This is a genomic window from Desulfosoma sp. (assembly GCA_037481875.1).
Taxonomy (GTDB): domain Bacteria; phylum Desulfobacterota; class Syntrophobacteria; order Syntrophobacterales; family DSM-9756; genus Desulfosoma.
The window spans coordinates 329,789-345,902 of record JBBFKY010000003.1 but is presented as its reverse complement, the minus strand read 5'-3'; the positions used below and the strand labels follow the sequence as shown (position 1 = coordinate 345,902).

General features: G+C 53.3%; 16 protein-coding genes. 12 read left to right on the top strand and 4 right to left on the bottom strand.

Annotated elements, in window-relative coordinates; genetic code table 11:
- Window positions 1-5 precede the first annotated feature (5 nt).
- The 3 genes from WHS46_06540 to WHS46_06530 all read right to left on the bottom strand — a co-directional run bounded on the left by WHS46_06540 (window position 6) and on the right by WHS46_06530 (window position 2,922).
- Window positions 6-524, bottom strand: coding sequence for a DUF2914 domain-containing protein (locus WHS46_06540; GenBank protein MEJ5348329.1), 519 nt, complete (start codon window positions 522-524; stop codon window positions 6-8).
- A 653-nt stretch (window positions 525-1,177) separates the two neighbouring features.
- Window positions 1,178-2,284, bottom strand: a complete 1,107-nt coding sequence (locus WHS46_06535; protein MEJ5348328.1) for a M20/M25/M40 family metallo-hydrolase — start codon at window positions 2,282-2,284, stop codon at window positions 1,178-1,180.
- A gap of 47 nt (window positions 2,285-2,331) precedes the next feature.
- Complete coding sequence (locus WHS46_06530; protein ID MEJ5348327.1) at window positions 2,332-2,922, bottom strand: GNAT family N-acetyltransferase; 591 nt, start codon at window positions 2,920-2,922, stop codon at window positions 2,332-2,334.
- Window positions 2,923-3,068: 146 nt separating this feature from the next.
- On the opposite strand from WHS46_06530, the gene WHS46_06525 reads away from it, so the two are divergent.
- The 4 genes from WHS46_06525 to acpP all read left to right on the top strand — a co-directional run bounded on the left by WHS46_06525 (window position 3,069) and on the right by acpP (window position 5,542).
- Entirely contained in the window at window positions 3,069-3,791 is a 723-nt protein-coding gene (locus WHS46_06525; protein ID MEJ5348326.1) for a thermonuclease family protein, read from the top strand.
- 19 nt (window positions 3,792-3,810) lie between these two features.
- Window positions 3,811-4,275, top strand: coding sequence for an NUDIX hydrolase (locus tag WHS46_06520; GenBank protein ID MEJ5348325.1), 465 nt, complete (start codon window positions 3,811-3,813; stop codon window positions 4,273-4,275).
- A 98-nt stretch (window positions 4,276-4,373) separates the two neighbouring features.
- Window positions 4,374-5,315, top strand: coding sequence for a TetR/AcrR family transcriptional regulator (locus tag WHS46_06515; GenBank protein ID MEJ5348324.1), 942 nt, complete (start codon window positions 4,374-4,376; stop codon window positions 5,313-5,315).
- Window positions 5,297-5,542: an acyl carrier protein gene (gene acpP, locus WHS46_06510; protein ID MEJ5348323.1), complete on the top strand. Its 246-nt coding sequence runs from the start codon at window positions 5,297-5,299 to the stop codon at window positions 5,540-5,542. The genes WHS46_06515 and acpP overlap by 19 nt, the downstream gene beginning before the upstream one ends.
- A gap of 126 nt (window positions 5,543-5,668) precedes the next feature.
- On the opposite strand, the gene WHS46_06505 is transcribed toward acpP, so the two are convergent.
- Window positions 5,669-5,863 carry a hypothetical protein gene (locus WHS46_06505; GenBank protein ID MEJ5348322.1) on the bottom strand — a complete coding sequence of 65 codons (195 nt, stop codon included), beginning with the start codon at window positions 5,861-5,863 and terminating at the stop codon, window positions 5,669-5,671.
- Between the two features lie 208 nt (window positions 5,864-6,071).
- Here WHS46_06505 and WHS46_06500 point away from each other — a divergent pair, with 208 nt between their 5' ends.
- The 8 genes from WHS46_06500 (at window position 6,072) to murD (ending at window position 16,099) form a co-directional block, all read left to right on the top strand.
- Window positions 6,072-7,319: a CNNM domain-containing protein gene (locus WHS46_06500; GenBank protein ID MEJ5348321.1), complete on the top strand. Its 1,248-nt coding sequence runs from the start codon at window positions 6,072-6,074 to the stop codon at window positions 7,317-7,319.
- Between the two features lie 473 nt (window positions 7,320-7,792).
- Window positions 7,793-8,245 carry a division/cell wall cluster transcriptional repressor MraZ gene (gene mraZ, locus WHS46_06495; protein ID MEJ5348320.1) on the top strand — a complete coding sequence of 151 codons (453 nt, stop codon included), beginning with the start codon at window positions 7,793-7,795 and terminating at the stop codon, window positions 8,243-8,245.
- Between the two features lie 22 nt (window positions 8,246-8,267).
- Window positions 8,268-9,242 carry a 16S rRNA (cytosine(1402)-N(4))-methyltransferase RsmH gene (gene rsmH / locus WHS46_06490; protein ID MEJ5348319.1) on the top strand — a complete coding sequence of 325 codons (975 nt, stop codon included), beginning with the start codon at window positions 8,268-8,270 and terminating at the stop codon, window positions 9,240-9,242.
- Window positions 9,243-9,272: 30 nt separating this feature from the next.
- Window positions 9,273-9,536, top strand: coding sequence for a hypothetical protein (locus tag WHS46_06485; protein ID MEJ5348318.1), 264 nt, complete (start codon window positions 9,273-9,275; stop codon window positions 9,534-9,536).
- Window positions 9,537-9,594: 58 nt separating this feature from the next.
- Complete coding sequence (locus tag WHS46_06480) at window positions 9,595-11,589, top strand: penicillin-binding protein (protein ID MEJ5348317.1); 1,995 nt, start codon at window positions 9,595-9,597, stop codon at window positions 11,587-11,589.
- Complete coding sequence (locus WHS46_06475) at window positions 11,586-13,166, top strand: UDP-N-acetylmuramoyl-L-alanyl-D-glutamate--2,6-diaminopimelate ligase (protein MEJ5348316.1); 1,581 nt, start codon at window positions 11,586-11,588, stop codon at window positions 13,164-13,166. Before WHS46_06480 ends, WHS46_06475 begins: the two co-directional genes overlap by 4 nt.
- Complete coding sequence (gene murF, locus WHS46_06470; GenBank protein MEJ5348315.1) at window positions 13,163-14,563, top strand: UDP-N-acetylmuramoyl-tripeptide--D-alanyl-D-alanine ligase; 1,401 nt, start codon at window positions 13,163-13,165, stop codon at window positions 14,561-14,563. The genes WHS46_06475 and murF overlap by 4 nt, the downstream gene beginning before the upstream one ends.
- Before the next feature lie 105 nt (window positions 14,564-14,668).
- On the top strand, window positions 14,669-16,099 hold the full coding sequence (gene murD, locus WHS46_06465; protein ID MEJ5348314.1) for a UDP-N-acetylmuramoyl-L-alanine--D-glutamate ligase: 1,431 nt from the start codon (window positions 14,669-14,671) through the stop codon (window positions 16,097-16,099).
- Window positions 16,100-16,114: the final 15 nt, after the last annotated feature.

Here is a 16,114-nt window from a genome sequence, read left to right as displayed (position 1 = left end):
GGAATTTAATCCACAATGCTGAATCGAAGAACGTTTAAAACACGCCCTTCGGCGTCGGTGATTTCCACTTTCCAGGGCCCCTTGTCCGCCTCACGCAGCCTTAACACGCTGTGGGTTGACCATCGTGGAGGATAAAGTTTCAGCCTAATTTGTGTGGTTAAAGAATCCCGATGGTACCAACGATGAAAGATCACTGTTTGGGCCCGTACCGTCAGGAATTCCGTGAAGCAGTAAATTTGACCTTGCGAGACCGAAAAAACCCACGCGGGGTTGACCGGATTGAGGTTTTCCACAGCCTCGCAAAGCACGGCTCGACCCAATGTCAGGCCTGCATTGACATTGGTAGACGGTTCGGCCTTTTCCTCTGCGTGTCCTGCAAGGGGTTCGTAGAAAAGGAGAACGGCGGTAAGACCCACGATCCCCAAAGCGAAAAACACTAGCTTCCGTAGGGTTTGAAAGTAAGAGTGGCGTTTCCGTGATCGTACGATGACAGCACAACGTTCGATGCCAACGGCCATGGGCATGGATCGATTCCTTTCGCTTGAACGGACGAGCACACCACGCCTTCAGAAGATGAACCCTAGGTGGCACTGGTTGACATGAAAAAACCCAGCCGCTTCGAAGGCCTCATGCCATGAGCCCGAATCTGTGAGGTTGCGGAAAACCTGCATCCTGATTTCTTACGTCATTGCCGCGGAAGCGGGCCTTTGAATTCTTCAGCAAAAAAGACGGACTTACGACTCGTCTTCCGGATGGATACACATCTGCGCGGCGCCCACCTATTCCAGAACTTCTTTGACAGCCTGTTAGGAGCTTGTCCGAGATCTTGCAATACCGAAGTCTTCAATGGCATGTCAGGATAGGGGCGAAACGCCGCTTCGCCCTCACAAACCTGAAACCGTGTCTTTTCCTTGGGCACGGGCCTTTATTCCACCGTTTGTGCGGGCAGGACGCCCGTGCTCCCAGGAAAACAAAGGTTTTGAGGCGCCAAGGCACGACGCGCCGTGCCCCTACGTTCCGGCCTGAAAGGGGTCATTCTCATTTTCGAACAAGCTCCTAGACCGCAAAACATACCATGAAAATGGCGGGGGTCAACAGAGGCTGTTCAAAAATTTCTTCAAATCATGCTCCTTTTGAAACAAAACCCATGGAAACGGACTTTGGTGATGTCCGCTTCCTAGAGCGACATCAAAATGTCGGCATAGATGCGCGCGGCTGTGGCCACCTGATCAAAGGATACGGATTCTTCCGGAGAGTGAGCCTTTTCCAGCTGCCCAGGCCCCAACAAAATGGGTTTGACGCCGGCACTCCACAAAGTGTTGGCGTCACTGTGGCTTCGAAAGGGCACGGGATCCCAGGGTAAGGCATGGGTTTCCAGAATTTGGCGAATCTTTTGCACAAAAGGGCCGCGATCGGGAATGTCGTAGCCGGAATGAATTTCCGTAAAACGTAAGCTCGGGATCACGTGAGGGTTATGTTCACGAACGGATTCCGTGAGCTGTTCCAGTTCCATGATGATTTCACCTAAAGGAAGGGTCGGTGGAAGATGCACGTCCAGCCACGCTTCGCAATAATCCGGAACGACGAAACCAGCGGAAGAACTGCTTAAATCGCGTATGTTAGGGATCACTTCCGGCCAACGTTCTTCCCAGTAATGGAGAAGACGCAAAAGAAAATGCAAAAGACTTTCGGCTGGATGAGTGGATCGGTTGGCCATGGAAGCGTGCCTTCGCTGGCCTCGAATAACCACTTGCATTTCCAGATAACCATAGTGCACCAGCGAAACCTTCAGATCGGTGGGTTCCCCGATGATGGCCCACGGAAAATGATAATCCCGAACCAGTCTTCGAGCCCCGTCCCCTTCTTCTTCTTCACCGACCACCAAGGCCAAGGCCGCAGGAATGGGGGAGGAGGACGCAGCGGAGGCGCTCAGGTACGCCTCGATCATGGCTGCACAGCCACCCTTCATGTCGGCGGTGCCGAGACCGAAAAGCTCCCCGTTTTCTTCTTCACACCCGAAATCCTCCAGATCATAAGCCGAAATGGTATCCACATGCCCAATGAGAGCCAGCTGTATGTCTTCATCCGGGGGCACCACCAGAAGGTTGGATCGTCGGTCGTCCACAGGCTGACGAATGACGGTCACATCGTAGCGCTTGAGAAAGGAGTAAAGAAAATCGATGGCGTCTTCTTCTTTTCCTGACGGGCTGTAAATGTTGACCAAACGTTCCAGAAGGCGACGCAGTCGCGCCGTCTGAATCGCCGGACGAGCGGAAGGGGTCACAAGAACCTCCAGGTTGGTTGTCTAAAGGTTTTTTGAAGGATGTCGTATCAGGGCGACGGCGATGAGGCCGGGGATGTGGATTGCCTCTTTTTGGAAGCTCTAAGATCGGATCCGGCCTTCTTGAGCCTTTCTGTCAAATTGAGACTCAGGTAGATATGTTCCCTGGGATTGCCGAACCCCATTTTCTTAAAAAAGGCCAAGGCCGTCTCGTTGTCCGCCTCGGAATCCACGAAAAGGATGCGCGCCCCCTCTTCCATGACAGTTTCCTTGAAGTATTCCAAAAGTCTTTCGGCCACATGGGAACGCCTCAAGTCTCCTCGAACACCAAGCCATACCAAGTGCGCGTACTTCCATGCCGACCGAGGCTTGGAAATGGTCGTTCCCAAAGCAAAGCCCACGATACTGTCGTCCATCTCCGCCACGAAACAGTATTCCCAATCGCTGAGGTAAAAGGACACCACCTCAAAGGGATCCCATGTGCGATACAAGTTGGGAACCTTATCCGCCGTAAAGAGCTCCTCCCCCAAATGAAACACCTCGGCCAGATCGTCGATTTCCATGTGGCGAATGGTCACCGGAACCCGCTTTTTCTTTGTGCCGGAAACAGATGAAACCTGTTCACGTGTGTCTTCTTTCATGCCTTATCCTTTGCGCCTTGTTTAACTCTTCCATTTTCTGGATAATCGATTCCACGAAAGTCGGTCAAGTGTTTGAATCAGAATAAAGTTCTCCATGGGTTTGAGCGAGAGGGATTGAGGCAGGCTTCGCCGACGAAAGGAAAATCATGCGACATATTCCACTTGCCGCTGCCGCTCGTTCCACAAGGAAGTTGTCCCGTACCTTTTGGATCTTGATTTTGGGGATGCTTGCCATTGGTGCGGAGACCTTGTTTGAGTATCCCTTTGCCAAGGGTGCTGATTCATCGAACATTTTCAGGGGATCCTCGATGCCCGCCAGCGGCGTGGTGGTCAAGGTGCTCGACGGAGATACGGTAATTCTGGAAGGCGGTCTTAAGGTGCGCTACATGGGTATTGACACCCCGGAAATGGATCATGAAACGGGACGTCATGATTGCTATGCTGTGGAGGCTCATCAACGCAACCAGACATTGGTTCTGGGGCGTTCGGTTCGATTATCGTATGACGTCGTGAAAAAAGACAATCATGGAAGAATCTTGGCCTACGTGACGACATCTGACGGCGTGTGCGTGAATGGTGAGCTGCTTCGTGGCGGTTTCGGGTATGTGTCACGAGGACCTGAAGGTTTTTCCAGGTTTGAGGAATTTCTCGGCTTGCAACGTCAAGCGGTCTTAGAACGCCGAGGTCTTCACGGAAATTGTTTGGTTCGCGAAGACTCTTCTTACTTAGGCAACACCCGGTCCTATATCTTTCACAGGCTCAGTTGCCTTTATGGCACAAAGACTCATCCTCAAAGCCGAATTTCCTTTTCTTCTCGATGGGAGGCCCTTCTTAAGGGGTATCGGCCGTGTCGGCAATGCCAGCCGTGAGGTTTCGGAGCTAGGTTTCATGAGCCATCGAAAATATCCGGATCGGCCCTTGGTGGGTGTGGGAGCGGTGATCTTTTTCGAGGGAAAAGTTTTGCTCGTTCGCCGCGGCCGAGAGCCGGCCTATGGGTTGTGGTCTCTGCCCGGAGGTTTGGTCAAATTGGGAGAAAGCCTTAAAGCGGCGGTGGAACGCGAGGTGTTGGAAGAAACGGGTCTTCGCGTTAAGGCTTTGGATGTGGTGGCCTGCCTGGATCGGGTCATCAAGGACACCTCCGGGCGCATCGCTTACCATTACGTTCTTGTGGATTTTTTGTGTGAAGTGCTCGGCGGCCGTCTTCGGCCGGCAAGCGATGTTTTGGATTGCGCCTATTTCGGCCCAGAAACGCTTCAAGACCTAAATCTCACTCAAGGTACCGCCGAAGTTATTAACAAAGCGACCCAGGCCCGTTCCTTTCACGGTTTCTGTATCTACGATCCGTCCCTTTAAAATTTCTGTGAGCCTTTCTTTCAGCTTGACACACATGATCTGGATCGTTAAGACGGACCGGTCCGTCACAAAATGCCGGGACAGGGGTCGAGAAGGGTATGACAAAGCCGCAGTCTACGTGGGCAACCCTTTTAAAAGACGTTGCCATCAGGAAAAACCCTCAGGAACTGGCTCGGGTTTTTTCCGGGTTTTTTCGAGGAAGCCAAGATGGACACACGAGCGATCAGCTGGTTCAGGCTTTTGAAGCGGTTCTTGTGGAATGGAGTCATCTTCCCGTCGCTTCCCGCCCTGCGGCCTCGGTTCTCGTGCGTGCGTTTCGTCATGCGGCAGCCGAATGGGGTTTATCGGAACCGGATCTTTTGGAAAAGCTTTTGGCCGTCCTGGTGGAACAGTCCAGTGGCGAAAGGGCTTCACGTCATGCCGAAGGGCGCAACACGCGGGAACGGATTCTTATCGCGGCACAGGAAGTCTTTTCTCATAAAGGTTTTCACCAGGCGACCATGGATGAAATCGCCGAAAGGGCCGAGGTGGGCAAGGGAACCATTTATCGACATTTTCCCAGTAAGGAAAACCTCTTTCACCAATTGGTTCAGATTCGCCTGAAGGAACTGGAAGCAGAAGCGGAGCGGGTTTTGGACAGTGAAGACGATGTGCTGTCCATGATTGAAAAGTACCTCTACATCTACTTTGCGTTCTTTGACAAAAACCAGGGGCTTTACAGGGTCATGGTCCACGAGCATCCGGATCTGGATGAGCGACTTCAAGATCTTTACGTAGAAAAAATCATGCGCCGGATACCTCGCCTCAAGCGCAAAATCCGTCAAGCCCGCCTCCAGAATGTACTCAAAGATGTCAATTTTTACACCGTGTTTCATGGCAGTATGGGTTTTATTCACGGCGTGATTCAACGCTGGCTGGCCCAAGACTGCTCCTATTCTTTGGTCAAAGAACTGCCGACGGTACGGGAAGTGCTTTTCTATGGATTCGTCAATAAGCCTAAAAAAAGAGAGGAGGACATGTCATGGACATCAACGCAATGAAGGCCAAAGTGGTGGACATCATCGCCAACCAGCTAGGTGTGGAAAAAGACGCCATCACACCCCAGGCTCATGTCATCGACGACCTTGGAGCTGATTCTCTGGATGTAGTGGAACTGATCATGGCCTTGGAAGAAGCTTTTGATGTGGAAATCCCCGACGAGGAAGCGGAAAAGATTCGAACAGTTCAAGACATATATGACTATATCGAAAAGTTACAGGCTGCTTGAATGTCTTAACGCTTTTTGTTCTTGACCTGCAGCCGCCGGCACACCGCTTTGAGGGGGAAGTCGGCGGTTTTTTTATCCCTGTGCAACATGTGAAGACGGTGCTCGGAACTTGTCTTGGAAGGCGGATTAGGTCTCTTCAGTGGTTTCCAGCAATGCGGTACCCAAAGCCGAAGCCCTTGAATCCACAAGTGTATTCTTGACAGCCCAAAAGACAGATCGAAAAGTGCCTTCAAAATTGGTGGGAGACACTCTGCCCAGTTCGATGAATTTGATGACAATTTCCTTGGCAATCTTGAGGATCATCTCGTCGTCGGCGTTCATACTTTACCCCCGTTTTGGTAATGTAGTTGTGTGAAAAAAAAAGCCTCTGCTGGTTGGAGGGAAGGCCGGACGGGCTTAGCAGAGGCTTTTTAGGTCTAAGGGACATACCCCGGAAGGCATTTCCCAGACCCGAAGTGTCATTAACATGATTGGTGGGGCGAAGGCAAGGGTGTAGCATACAGCAGGTCAAGAAGAGGGAAGCACTTTTATGGCAAAAGACATGGTGATCTTAGTCCTTCTTTTGGGTTTTTCGGCTTTTTTTTCAGGATCCGAGACGGCCTACATGGCCGTGGATCGCATGCGGCTGCGCCAGAGAGCCCGATTCGACAGGCGGGCGCGCTTGGCACGAGGAATCCTCAAGGACCCGGAAAAACTCATCTCCACTTTGCTCTTCTATAACAACCTGGTGAACGTAGCCGTTTCGGCCCTGGCAACGGCCTTGGCCATCCATTTTCTGGGCGACAAGGGAGTGTGGGTGGCCACCGCCACTATCACCGTGTGTCTTCTTGTCTTTGCCGAAATAACGCCCAAGACCATAGGCGTCTATTATGCCGAAAACATTGTCGTGACTGTGGCTCCGGTTCTTCTCTGGTGCATTCGCCTCTGCTATCCCGTGGTGCATCTCTTGTCCCTGGCAGCCAAAGGCTTGATTCGTCTCTTCGGCCTTCAAAAACCCATACGCCCTGTTCGATGGACCGAAGAAGAAATCGCTATGGTCATTAAAGCTGGGACCGAGGAAGGTATTCTGGATGAGGAAAAGAAAGAGATGCTTCTGGGAATTTTGGCCATGGAAAAGGTGCAGGTGGGGGACATCGCCGTCCCCCTTCGCGACGTGGTAAGTGTGCGTTTGGATGCGACCTACGAAGAAATTTACCGGACCATCGAAACACATAAATATGCGCGCTATCCCGTCTACAGAGAAGATCCCAGCAATATCGTTGGCTTTATTCACGAACGGGACTTTTTCCTGCAACCTCGAGGGGCTTCTTTTCATTTGAGAAGCATTGTGAGACCTCCAAACTTTGTTCCTGAACTTCGAAGCCTTCGGCAGCAGTTGCTCAATTTCAAAAAGGAACGAGCCCATCTCAGCATTGTCGTCGATGAATATGGAGAGGTTACGGGCATTGTGACCATGGAAGATGTGCTGGAAGAAATTGTCGGGGAGATTCAGGATGAACATGACCCGCAGCCACGTTGGGTGCGAAAAGTTGGAGAGGCGACTTACATGGTCGAAGGGCGGCTTCTGGTGCGGGATTTGAATCGATGGCTTCATTTGAATCTTCCTGAAGAAGGAGTCAAAACCCTTGGCGGACTGGTCCAAAAAGCCCTGGGACGCATTCCTCAACCGGGCGACCAAGTGGTTTTGGAGCCTTATCGACTTCAAGTCTTGGAAATGCGGGGGAAGAGTGTGAAAAAAATACGCTTGGAGGTGCTTGCACCGCCGAAAGTGTTCTAGGAGCTTGTTCGATCACTTAGAATGAACGATGTCAGGCCAAGACGTAGAGGCGAGGCGCCGCCTCGCCCCTACCTTGATATGCCATGAAACACCTCGGTATGGCGAGTTCTCGGACAGCCTCCTATGTGTCCGCCCCATGACCAGCGACTCTCGAGGACGAACCCAAGGGTCTGTGCCGTTTCAACCTTTCCGGGAAGACAGCGAAACGGCTTTCAGGTTTCAACGCTCTCGGGGGAAGGAATGGGATGTCCGCCCGCCCCCGCACGTCTTGTGACCGGTTAGGATTCTCAACCCTTTTCCAAAAGCTTCCAGCATCCAGTAACCTATCAAAGTCACTGAAAGTTTCATGCCTCTCTTTTTCTATAAAAATTTTTCCCTTTACCGCTTCGTCGCACCTCTTTGCGTTTGACATGGAAAACATGTGGTGCTAGATGTGCTCCAGGTGGGGAAAAGTGGTGAAAAAGGGGGAAAAAGTGGGGCTCCTCAAGACGCCGCGGTTTCGAGGTCAATTTGTGGTGCGCTTGGATGACAAGGGGCGCCTTCGGATTCCCACCAAGCTGCGAGAAACATTACAGCAAAACTACACGGACGGTCTCATTTTGGCCGCCGGTCCTCGATGGCTGGATGCCTATCCTCCCGAAGTCTGGGAAATCCTAGAAGAAAAAATCATGGCCAAGGCTGGCCTGCACGAGGACTATCGGGCTCTGATCCGTTATTACATTGCCAGCGGTGTGGAGTCTGAAATCGACAAACAGGGGCGCATTTTGATTCCATCCCTGCATCGGGAGCGGGCGAGTATTCAGCAAGAGGTTTTGGTGGTGGGTAGTTTGGACCACATTGAGATTTGGGATATGAGCCAGTGGCGCGAATATGACAAATGGGCTGCGGACAATTTTGAGCGTCTCAGTAAGGAGGCCTACTCCTGATGGGGACGTTTCTTTCTAGGCAGTGGACAGGCTGAATGACGTGAAGCCGACTTGTCCCTCGTCGAGCCGCCATGCTCCGGTTCTGCTGAAGGAAGTTATCGGTTTGCTCAAGTGTCGCTCCGGGGGTCGATACGTGGATGCCACCGTGGGGGGTGGAAGTTATGCCGAGGCAATACTGGAAGCTTCGGCCCCGGACGGCCTTCTTCTCGGTGTGGATTGGGATCGAGAGGCTGTGGATCGCGTACGGAGCCGTTTAGCCTCTTATGGATTGCGAGTGGTCCTGGAATGGTCTCCTTTCGACAAGTTGCTTGATGTTTTGACCTGGCATGGATGGCCTGCCGTGGACGGTTTGGTGGCCGATTTGGGAGTCTCGTCCGATCAGTTGGACGATCCTCGACGGGGCTTCAGTTTTTTTCAGGAGGGGCCGTTGGACATGAGGATGAATCGAGCGGAGGGAGTCACGGCGGCCCATTTGGTCAACACCCTGCCTGAAGAAGATCTGGCGCGTCTGATTCGGGATTTGGGGGAAGAGCGGTTCGCGCGTCGCATTGCCGCGGCCGTGTGCGCTCGTCGGCAGTTTCGACCCTTTGAAACCACGACGGACCTTGCCGAAATTATAACGGCGGTTGTTCCCAAGAGCGCCGATACACGGCGTCTTCATCCGGCGACACGGACCTTTCTTGCCCTTCGCATGGCTGTCAATCGGGAATTGGAGGTTCTGGAGCGATTCTTAAATTCTGCGTTGCACATGTTGAAGCCTGGAGGACGTTTTGTGGTGGTGAGCTTTCATTCCTTGGAGGATCGGCTGGTGAAGCGCTTTTTTCAAGAATGGGCCAAATCATGCCGGTGTCCTCGGGATGTTCCGGTATGTCGTTGTGAAGGCCGTCCTCTGGTGAAACTCGTGACTCGAAAACCGATTCGACCTCAAGCAGAAGAAGTGGCGAGGAATCCTCGCGCTCGAAGTGCCAGGTTGCGGGCTGTCGAAAAGCAGCCCTGATGGGCGAAGTAGCTCAAGGAAAAAGAAGCGATGCGTGTGTTGCTGATTCTTTTGGGGGTGATCGGAATCGGGCTGGCTGCATCCTATATGTGGCTTCAAACCCGGCAGGTGAGTGACAGTTATCGTCTTATGCAGCTACAGCAGGAATATGGCAAATGGTTTGAGGTGAAGCGCCGAGTGGAACTGGAATGGGGAAGGCTGCAGGCTCCCGATTCCATGCGGTCTTTGGCTCACAGTCAATTTCGGTTGCGGGAGCCTCGGGAGACGGAGCGGTGGTATGTTCCTGAGCCCTGACGGCCGGAGATGTGAAGGATTTTTGGGCCAAAGCACGATGTGAATTAAAGGGTGCGTTATGCAAGGGGAAGAGCAACGAACCGGAAAGAAGAGGCCGGGCTTTCGGTTTTGGTTTTCGTGTCGTTTGCTCCAAGGGTTTGGTTTTCTCATTTGCGCAGCTATCTTGGCCCGTTCCTTTTATCTTCAGGTTTTGGACCATGCGAAATGGAAGGAGATTCAAGTCGGACAGGCCCAGAGTGTGGTCGATGTTCCCGTTTACCGAGGAAAGATTCTGGACCGGCGAGGATTGGACCTTGCCCTGTCCCTGAAATCTCCATGCTTATTCGCTGATGGTGGGCTCATCCAGGACCCGAAGTCAACGGCCGTCCAATTGGCGCGCATCGTAGGAGAGCCGGCCGACAAGCTGGAACAGAAGTTGCGTCAAAACAAAAGGTTTATTCGGCTTCGGCGCGGGCTTTCCATGGAAGAAGCCATGCAGGTTGAAGCTTTGAAACTTCCTGGGATTGGGATTCTTCCTGAGTGGCGGCGGTATTATCCTTTCAAAAATGCGGGAGGTCATGTTGTAGGTTTTGTGGGCCTTGACGGGGTCGGTCTGGAAGGCATCGAGAAGGTTTACGACGGCCTTTTGCGGCAATCACCGCGGACAACGACGGCTTTTCGAGATGGAGGACGTCGCAAGATCTGGCTTCGGGAGACTCCGCCTCCGGTTCCCGAAGAACGTTACGGATTACAGCTGGCGCTGGATGGGTATCTGCAGTCGGTGAGCGAGCAGGCTTTGGCAAAGGCCGTTGAAAAGCATCAAGCTGCGGCTGGCCAAGTGATCCTCATGGATGCCCATACTTTTGAGATCATGGCTTTGGCGGTGTGGCCGGGTTTTGATCCCAATAATTACGGCAGCCACCAGCCTGCAGAATGGCGTAACAGAGCCATCACCGATACCTTTGAACCGGGAAGTTCTTTCAAAACTTTTCTTTTGGCCGCCGTGTTGGACGTAAAAGCGGCCAAACCGGAAGATCGCATCTTCTGTGAAAACGGAAGGATCCAAGTGGCGAGCCACATCATTCGCGATGTTCATCCCCACGGTTGGTTGACCGTTGCGGAAGTGCTGAAATTTTCCAGCAACATCGGAGCGCTCAAATTGGCGGACGCTCTTGGGGCTGAACGGTTTTACAGGTACTTGGATCAATTCGGCTTCGGCAAAAAGACCGGTGTGGACTTACACGGAGAGGTGTCCGGGACTCTTCGCCCTCTCGCGTCCTGGCGTCCCATTGACTTGGCGGTGACGGCTTTTGGCCAGGGCGTCACCGTGACAGGCTTGCAGCTGACCTGTGCCGTGGCGGCCATTGCCAATGGAGGTGTTTTAAAGACGCCGAGGGTGGCGAAAGCCGTCATCAATGCGCAGGGGCAACTTGTTAAGGTTCTTGGCCAGGATGAAGAACGTCGTGTGCTCGGTCCGGCAACGGCGGCAAAACTTCGAGAATTGATGCAGGGCGTGGTGGAACCGGGAGGAACGGGAACCAAGGCGGCTCTGGCTCAATACACCACCGCCGGTAAGACAGGCACGGCGCAGGTGGTGGAACCTGGAACACGTCGGTATTCTGCGGACAAGTATACTTCCGTTTTCGTGGGTTTTGCCCCGGCAACCCGTCCTCGTTTGGTCTTGACGGTGGTCATTCATGAACCCCAGCCGGAACACTATGGCGGTGTGGTTGCGGCGCCCGTGTTTCGGGAGGTAATGGAAAAGGCCTTGCCATACCTGGGAGTGTTGCCTGACAAAAAACCGGAAGAGGTGCCGCAAGTGGTGAAAATGGTTTCCACCACACGCAGTGAAGCCGTGGCGGAAGGCTCCTCTATGACTTCCCTGGAAGACGGCAAGGTCATGGTTCCCAATGTTCAAGGGTTGTCATTGAAAGCGGCGGTTATGGTGCTTAAAGAATCGGGTTTTAGTGTACGGCATGAAGGTCGAGGACGGGTAGTTCGACAGCGTCCTGAAGCCGGCGTCTGGGTGCCCAAAGGTGCCGCCGTGCAGATTCAGTTGGAAGAGGTGCCGTGAGTTCCCAAGGAAGCCGAGAGAACCCCGTCAAGCCATTGGAGGCTTTGTTTGAGCATGTGCCGAGCGCATGCATTCTGGGTCCGCGCCGTGTGCAGGTAAACGGTTTGTGTACGGACAGCCGTCGAGTTCTCCCGGGCGATCTTTTCGTGGCCATGAGCGGGTCGCGTGTGGATGGCCATGATTTTGTGGAGGATGCGGTGCGTCGCGGCGCCTGCGCCGTTCTGGTGGAAAAACTTCCCCATGTTCCGCTTTCAGTGCCTGTGGTGATGGTGGACGATACGCGCAAGGCCATGGCTGCGGTTGCCGCCGCCTTTTTTGATCATCCGGTGCGTTCATTGACCCTAGTGGGTATTACAGGGACAAACGGCAAGACCACCACATCCCTTCTGGTGGAAAGCATTTTGGTGCATGCCGGCTACCGAGTGGGGGTCATAGGCACTCTGGGGTATCGATGGGGAACGGTGACGGAAAAAGCGGACATGACCACACCGGATGCCGCTCATTTGCAGCGTCTTTTTTACCGAATGAAAAAGGACGGTGTGAGTCATGTGGTCATGGAAGTTTCCTCCCATGCCTTGGAGCTGAAACGAGTGGATGGGGTTTTTTACGATGTCGGTGTTTTCACGAATCTGTCCCAGGATCACCTGGATTTTCACCAATCCATGGACCGTTATTTTGCTGCCAAAAGACGTCTTTTTGCTGAACACATGAAATCTCATGACCCTCAGACCCTGGTCATAAACAGCGATGACTCCTACGGCAGAAGGCTCGCTCAGGATTTCCCTACAGCCGCCTGCACCTTTTCCGCGGAAAACAGGCGGGCTGCCGTACATCCCTTGTGGTACCGACTTGGGGGGCGGGGCATCGAAGCATCGGTCCAGAGCCCGGGAGGGTTGGTTTCCGTTTCGTCGCCTCTTATGGGTCGTCTTAACCTTTACAATATCTTGGCTGCCATTGGTGCCGTGCAATCCCTGAGCGTTCCTCCCCACTTGGTAGCTTCGGGAATTCAAGCGCTTGCCGCTGTGGACGGTCGACTCCAGCGTATCGATAATGACTGCGGCTTTGATGTGGTGGTGGATTTCGCTCACACACCTGACGCCATGGAGAAGGCTTTGGAATGCCTTCGAGAATTGGCCAGAGGGCGTCTGTGGGTGGTTTTTGGGTGTGGCGGGGACAGGGATCGAACCAAGCGGCCCCTTATGGGTGCCGTAGCCGGCCGCTTTGGAGATCTGGTGATCATCACCAGTGACAACCCTCGAACAGAAGACCCGAACGCCATCGTGAAAGAGATTGAACCCGGCGTACAATCCACGGGGAAATCCTGGTTTTCTTTGAATGATAAGTTTCTTCCCCCATGTGGTTACACCATCGAAGTGGATCGCCGCCAAGCGATTCAGAAGGCCATCATGAGAGCGGAACCTGAGGATCTTGTGTTTATCGGGGGCAAGGGGCACGAAACCTATCAAATTGTGGGCACCGAGGTTCGTCCTTTTGACGATCGTTCGGTGGCTAGAGAAGCTTTGGCCCAAAGGCGTGAAAGGATGTCCTTGAGTCTTGCTGCTGGAGGGGGTTCATGATGTGGACCCTTGAGCGCATGGCCGAAGCTGTCCATGGCCTCCTTATGGGGGAATCCCGGGAAGTTTCTCCGACTCGAGTGGTTACAGACACGAGAATCCTAAAAGCCAACGATATTTTCGTGGCCTTACGAGGCGAGCGATTTGACGGTCATGATTTTGTCGAGGAAGCCGTGCGCAGAGGTGCTGTGGCCGTCGTGGTCGAAGGACGGCAATCGGCGCAAAGGGTTTTGGACCGGGCGGCCGTCATCGTGGTTCAGGACACTCTGCAGGCTCTGGGCGATTTGGCGCGATCCGTTCGAGCGTGTTTCTCTTTACCCGTTATCGGTATCACGGGCAGCAACGGCAAGACCAGCACCAAAGAGATGACGGCCTGTATTCTTTCCAGGCGTCTCAACATCTTAAAAAACCCAGGAAATTTCAACAACCTTATCGGCGTTCCTTTGACGCTCCTTCAGCTGACGGCCGCTCATGAAGCGGCCGTTATTGAGATGGGCATCAATATGGTGGGCGAGATGGATCGCCTGGTTGCAATGGTCCAACCGACGGTTGGGATCATCACGAACATTCATCCCACCCATTTGGAAGGTTTGGAATCTCTAAACACGGTGCTTTCAGAAAAGGGAAAGCTTTGGGCGTTCTTGCCGGAAAACGCTACAGCGATTGTCAATGGGGATGATGCTTTACTTCAAGATTTCTCTGAGACCATCAAAGCTCAACGTGTTCTCTGTTCCCTGGAGAGAACTTCGGCAGATTTTTGTGTGGAAGGATCGGTTACCGTCCTTCCCGGAGAGAGCCGATTTCGGCTTGTGACCCCATCGGGAAAGGTACCGGTTCGCCTTGCGGCCATGGGAGAGCATCACGTTCGAAATGCCTTGATGGCGGCGGCCGCTGCTCAGGTTCTCGGATTTTCTCTTGATGACATTAAGGCGGGTTTGGAGAGCCATCAGCCGGTCAAGCAGCGGATGGCGATTGTAGAGCTGCAGGATGGAATGGTTCTTGTGGATGACACTTACAATGCCAATCCCATGTCCATGAAGGCCGCTTTTCGTGCGGTGAAAGCCGCCGCTCGGGGAAATCCGGTGGCTTTGGTGTTGGGAGAGATGAGGGAATTGGGGGAATCGGCCGCCCAATGGCACCGATGGGTAGGGGAACAAGCGGTGGAGTCGGCACCAACCCTGCTTATAGCCATGGGAATGCATGGGAAAGATATGCTTGACGGGGCTCAAAGCGCCGGGTATGCGCCGGAACGCTGTTACCTGGCTTCAAGCCATGAGGAAGCAGCCCAGATTCTTTTGGCACATGTGCAACCCAAACTCTGGATTTTGGTCAAGGGTTCTCGAGGTATGACCATGGAACGGGTCGTAGAAAAGGTAATCGAAAGTAAAGGCCTGAAGTAGCTTTCTCCTTCAGGGTGAAAAAAGCCACAAGATCCTCATGGTTTGAAAGCACGAGTCGTGCAAATTTTACAAGCGTCAAAATGAACGAATGGAACTCAGAAACCGATGACTTCCTGTCTTCCTGCTGAAAAATCTATTGAAAAACCCCTCCTTGTGGTGGTGGGACTTGGTGTTTCCGGGCAGGCCGCCTGTCGATGGGGTCTTCGGCAAGGGTATCGCGTGCTTGGCATGGATCTGTCCCAGGAACCGCATCTTCGTTCCGTAGCCTCAACTCTTGAAATGGAAGGGGTTCGAGTCCTTTTGGGGACTCATCGTTTGGAAGATTTTGAAGGTGCTGACCTGGTGGTGGTGAGTCCCGGAGTACCCCTGGAAGTGGAGCCTTTCAGAACGGTTCAAGATCAAGGGATTCCTGTGATCGGCGAACTGGAATGGGCCTGGAGGTTCGTGAAGGTTCCCACTATTGCCGTTACGGGTACAAACGGGAAGACCACGACTACGGAACTGGTAGGCACCCTTTTAAAGACGGCCGGCCTAAAGGTTTTTGTCGGCGGCAATATCGGCACTCCCCTTTCCGGCTGGCTTGCAGATCATTGCAAAGACCTTGGTACCGAAATCTCGGGAAGCCGGCTTCTGGACTGGTGCGTTCTAGAGGTGAGTAGCTTTCAGCTGGATACGGCTCCCACCTTTGCGGCTGACATCGGCATCGTTTTGAACGTGACCAAAGACCATCTGGATCGGTATCCAAGTTTTGACGCCTATGCGGCCTCCAAGTTTTCCCTTTTCAAAAAACGATCCGGACTTGTGCCTTCGGCCGTGATCAACAAAGACGATCCTGTATGCCGTCGTTGGGCTTCCGGAATAAACGCCGACATTCTGTTCTTTTCTCGCTTAGACCCATCCGCGGAGGCTTATACGGACGGACGACTCCTTTGGGCGATGGATCTTCACGGAGTTCGCCGTGAATTTCGTTTGAGCCGATGGGCTCTGAGGGGATGGCATAACCTGGAAAACCTCATGGCGGCTTCGCTGGCGGTGCTTCGTTGCGGAATCGATCCCGAAATCGTTCAGGAAGTGATCAACACCTTTCGACCTTCTCCCCATCGCATGGAATGGCTGGGAACCGTAAACGGTGTGGGTTTTATCAACGATTCCAAGGGGACCAACGTGGGCGCTGTGATGAAAGCTTTGGAAAGCTGCGAGCAGCCGGTGGTTCTCTTGTTGGGAGGGCGTTCCAAAAAGACCGATTTTCGAGAGCTGGCTCCTTTGTGCGCAAAAAAAGTGCGGGCGGTTGTGGGTTTTGGAGAAACGGGGCCTCAAGCGGCCGAGGAACTTTCAGGGAGCGTGCCCACAATGGCCGTCAAGGACTTGGAAGAGGCTTTTCACGAGGCCGTGCTACGGGCTCAGCCCGGAGATGTGGTCCTCTTGTCGCCCGCATGCGCTTCCTTTGATCAATACACCAATTACGCAGCTCGCGGAGACCATTTTCGTGCGCTGTTTGAGCGTTACAAGAACAAGACCGAAGGCGTTGTTCGGTAAAGGGCTGACGATGGC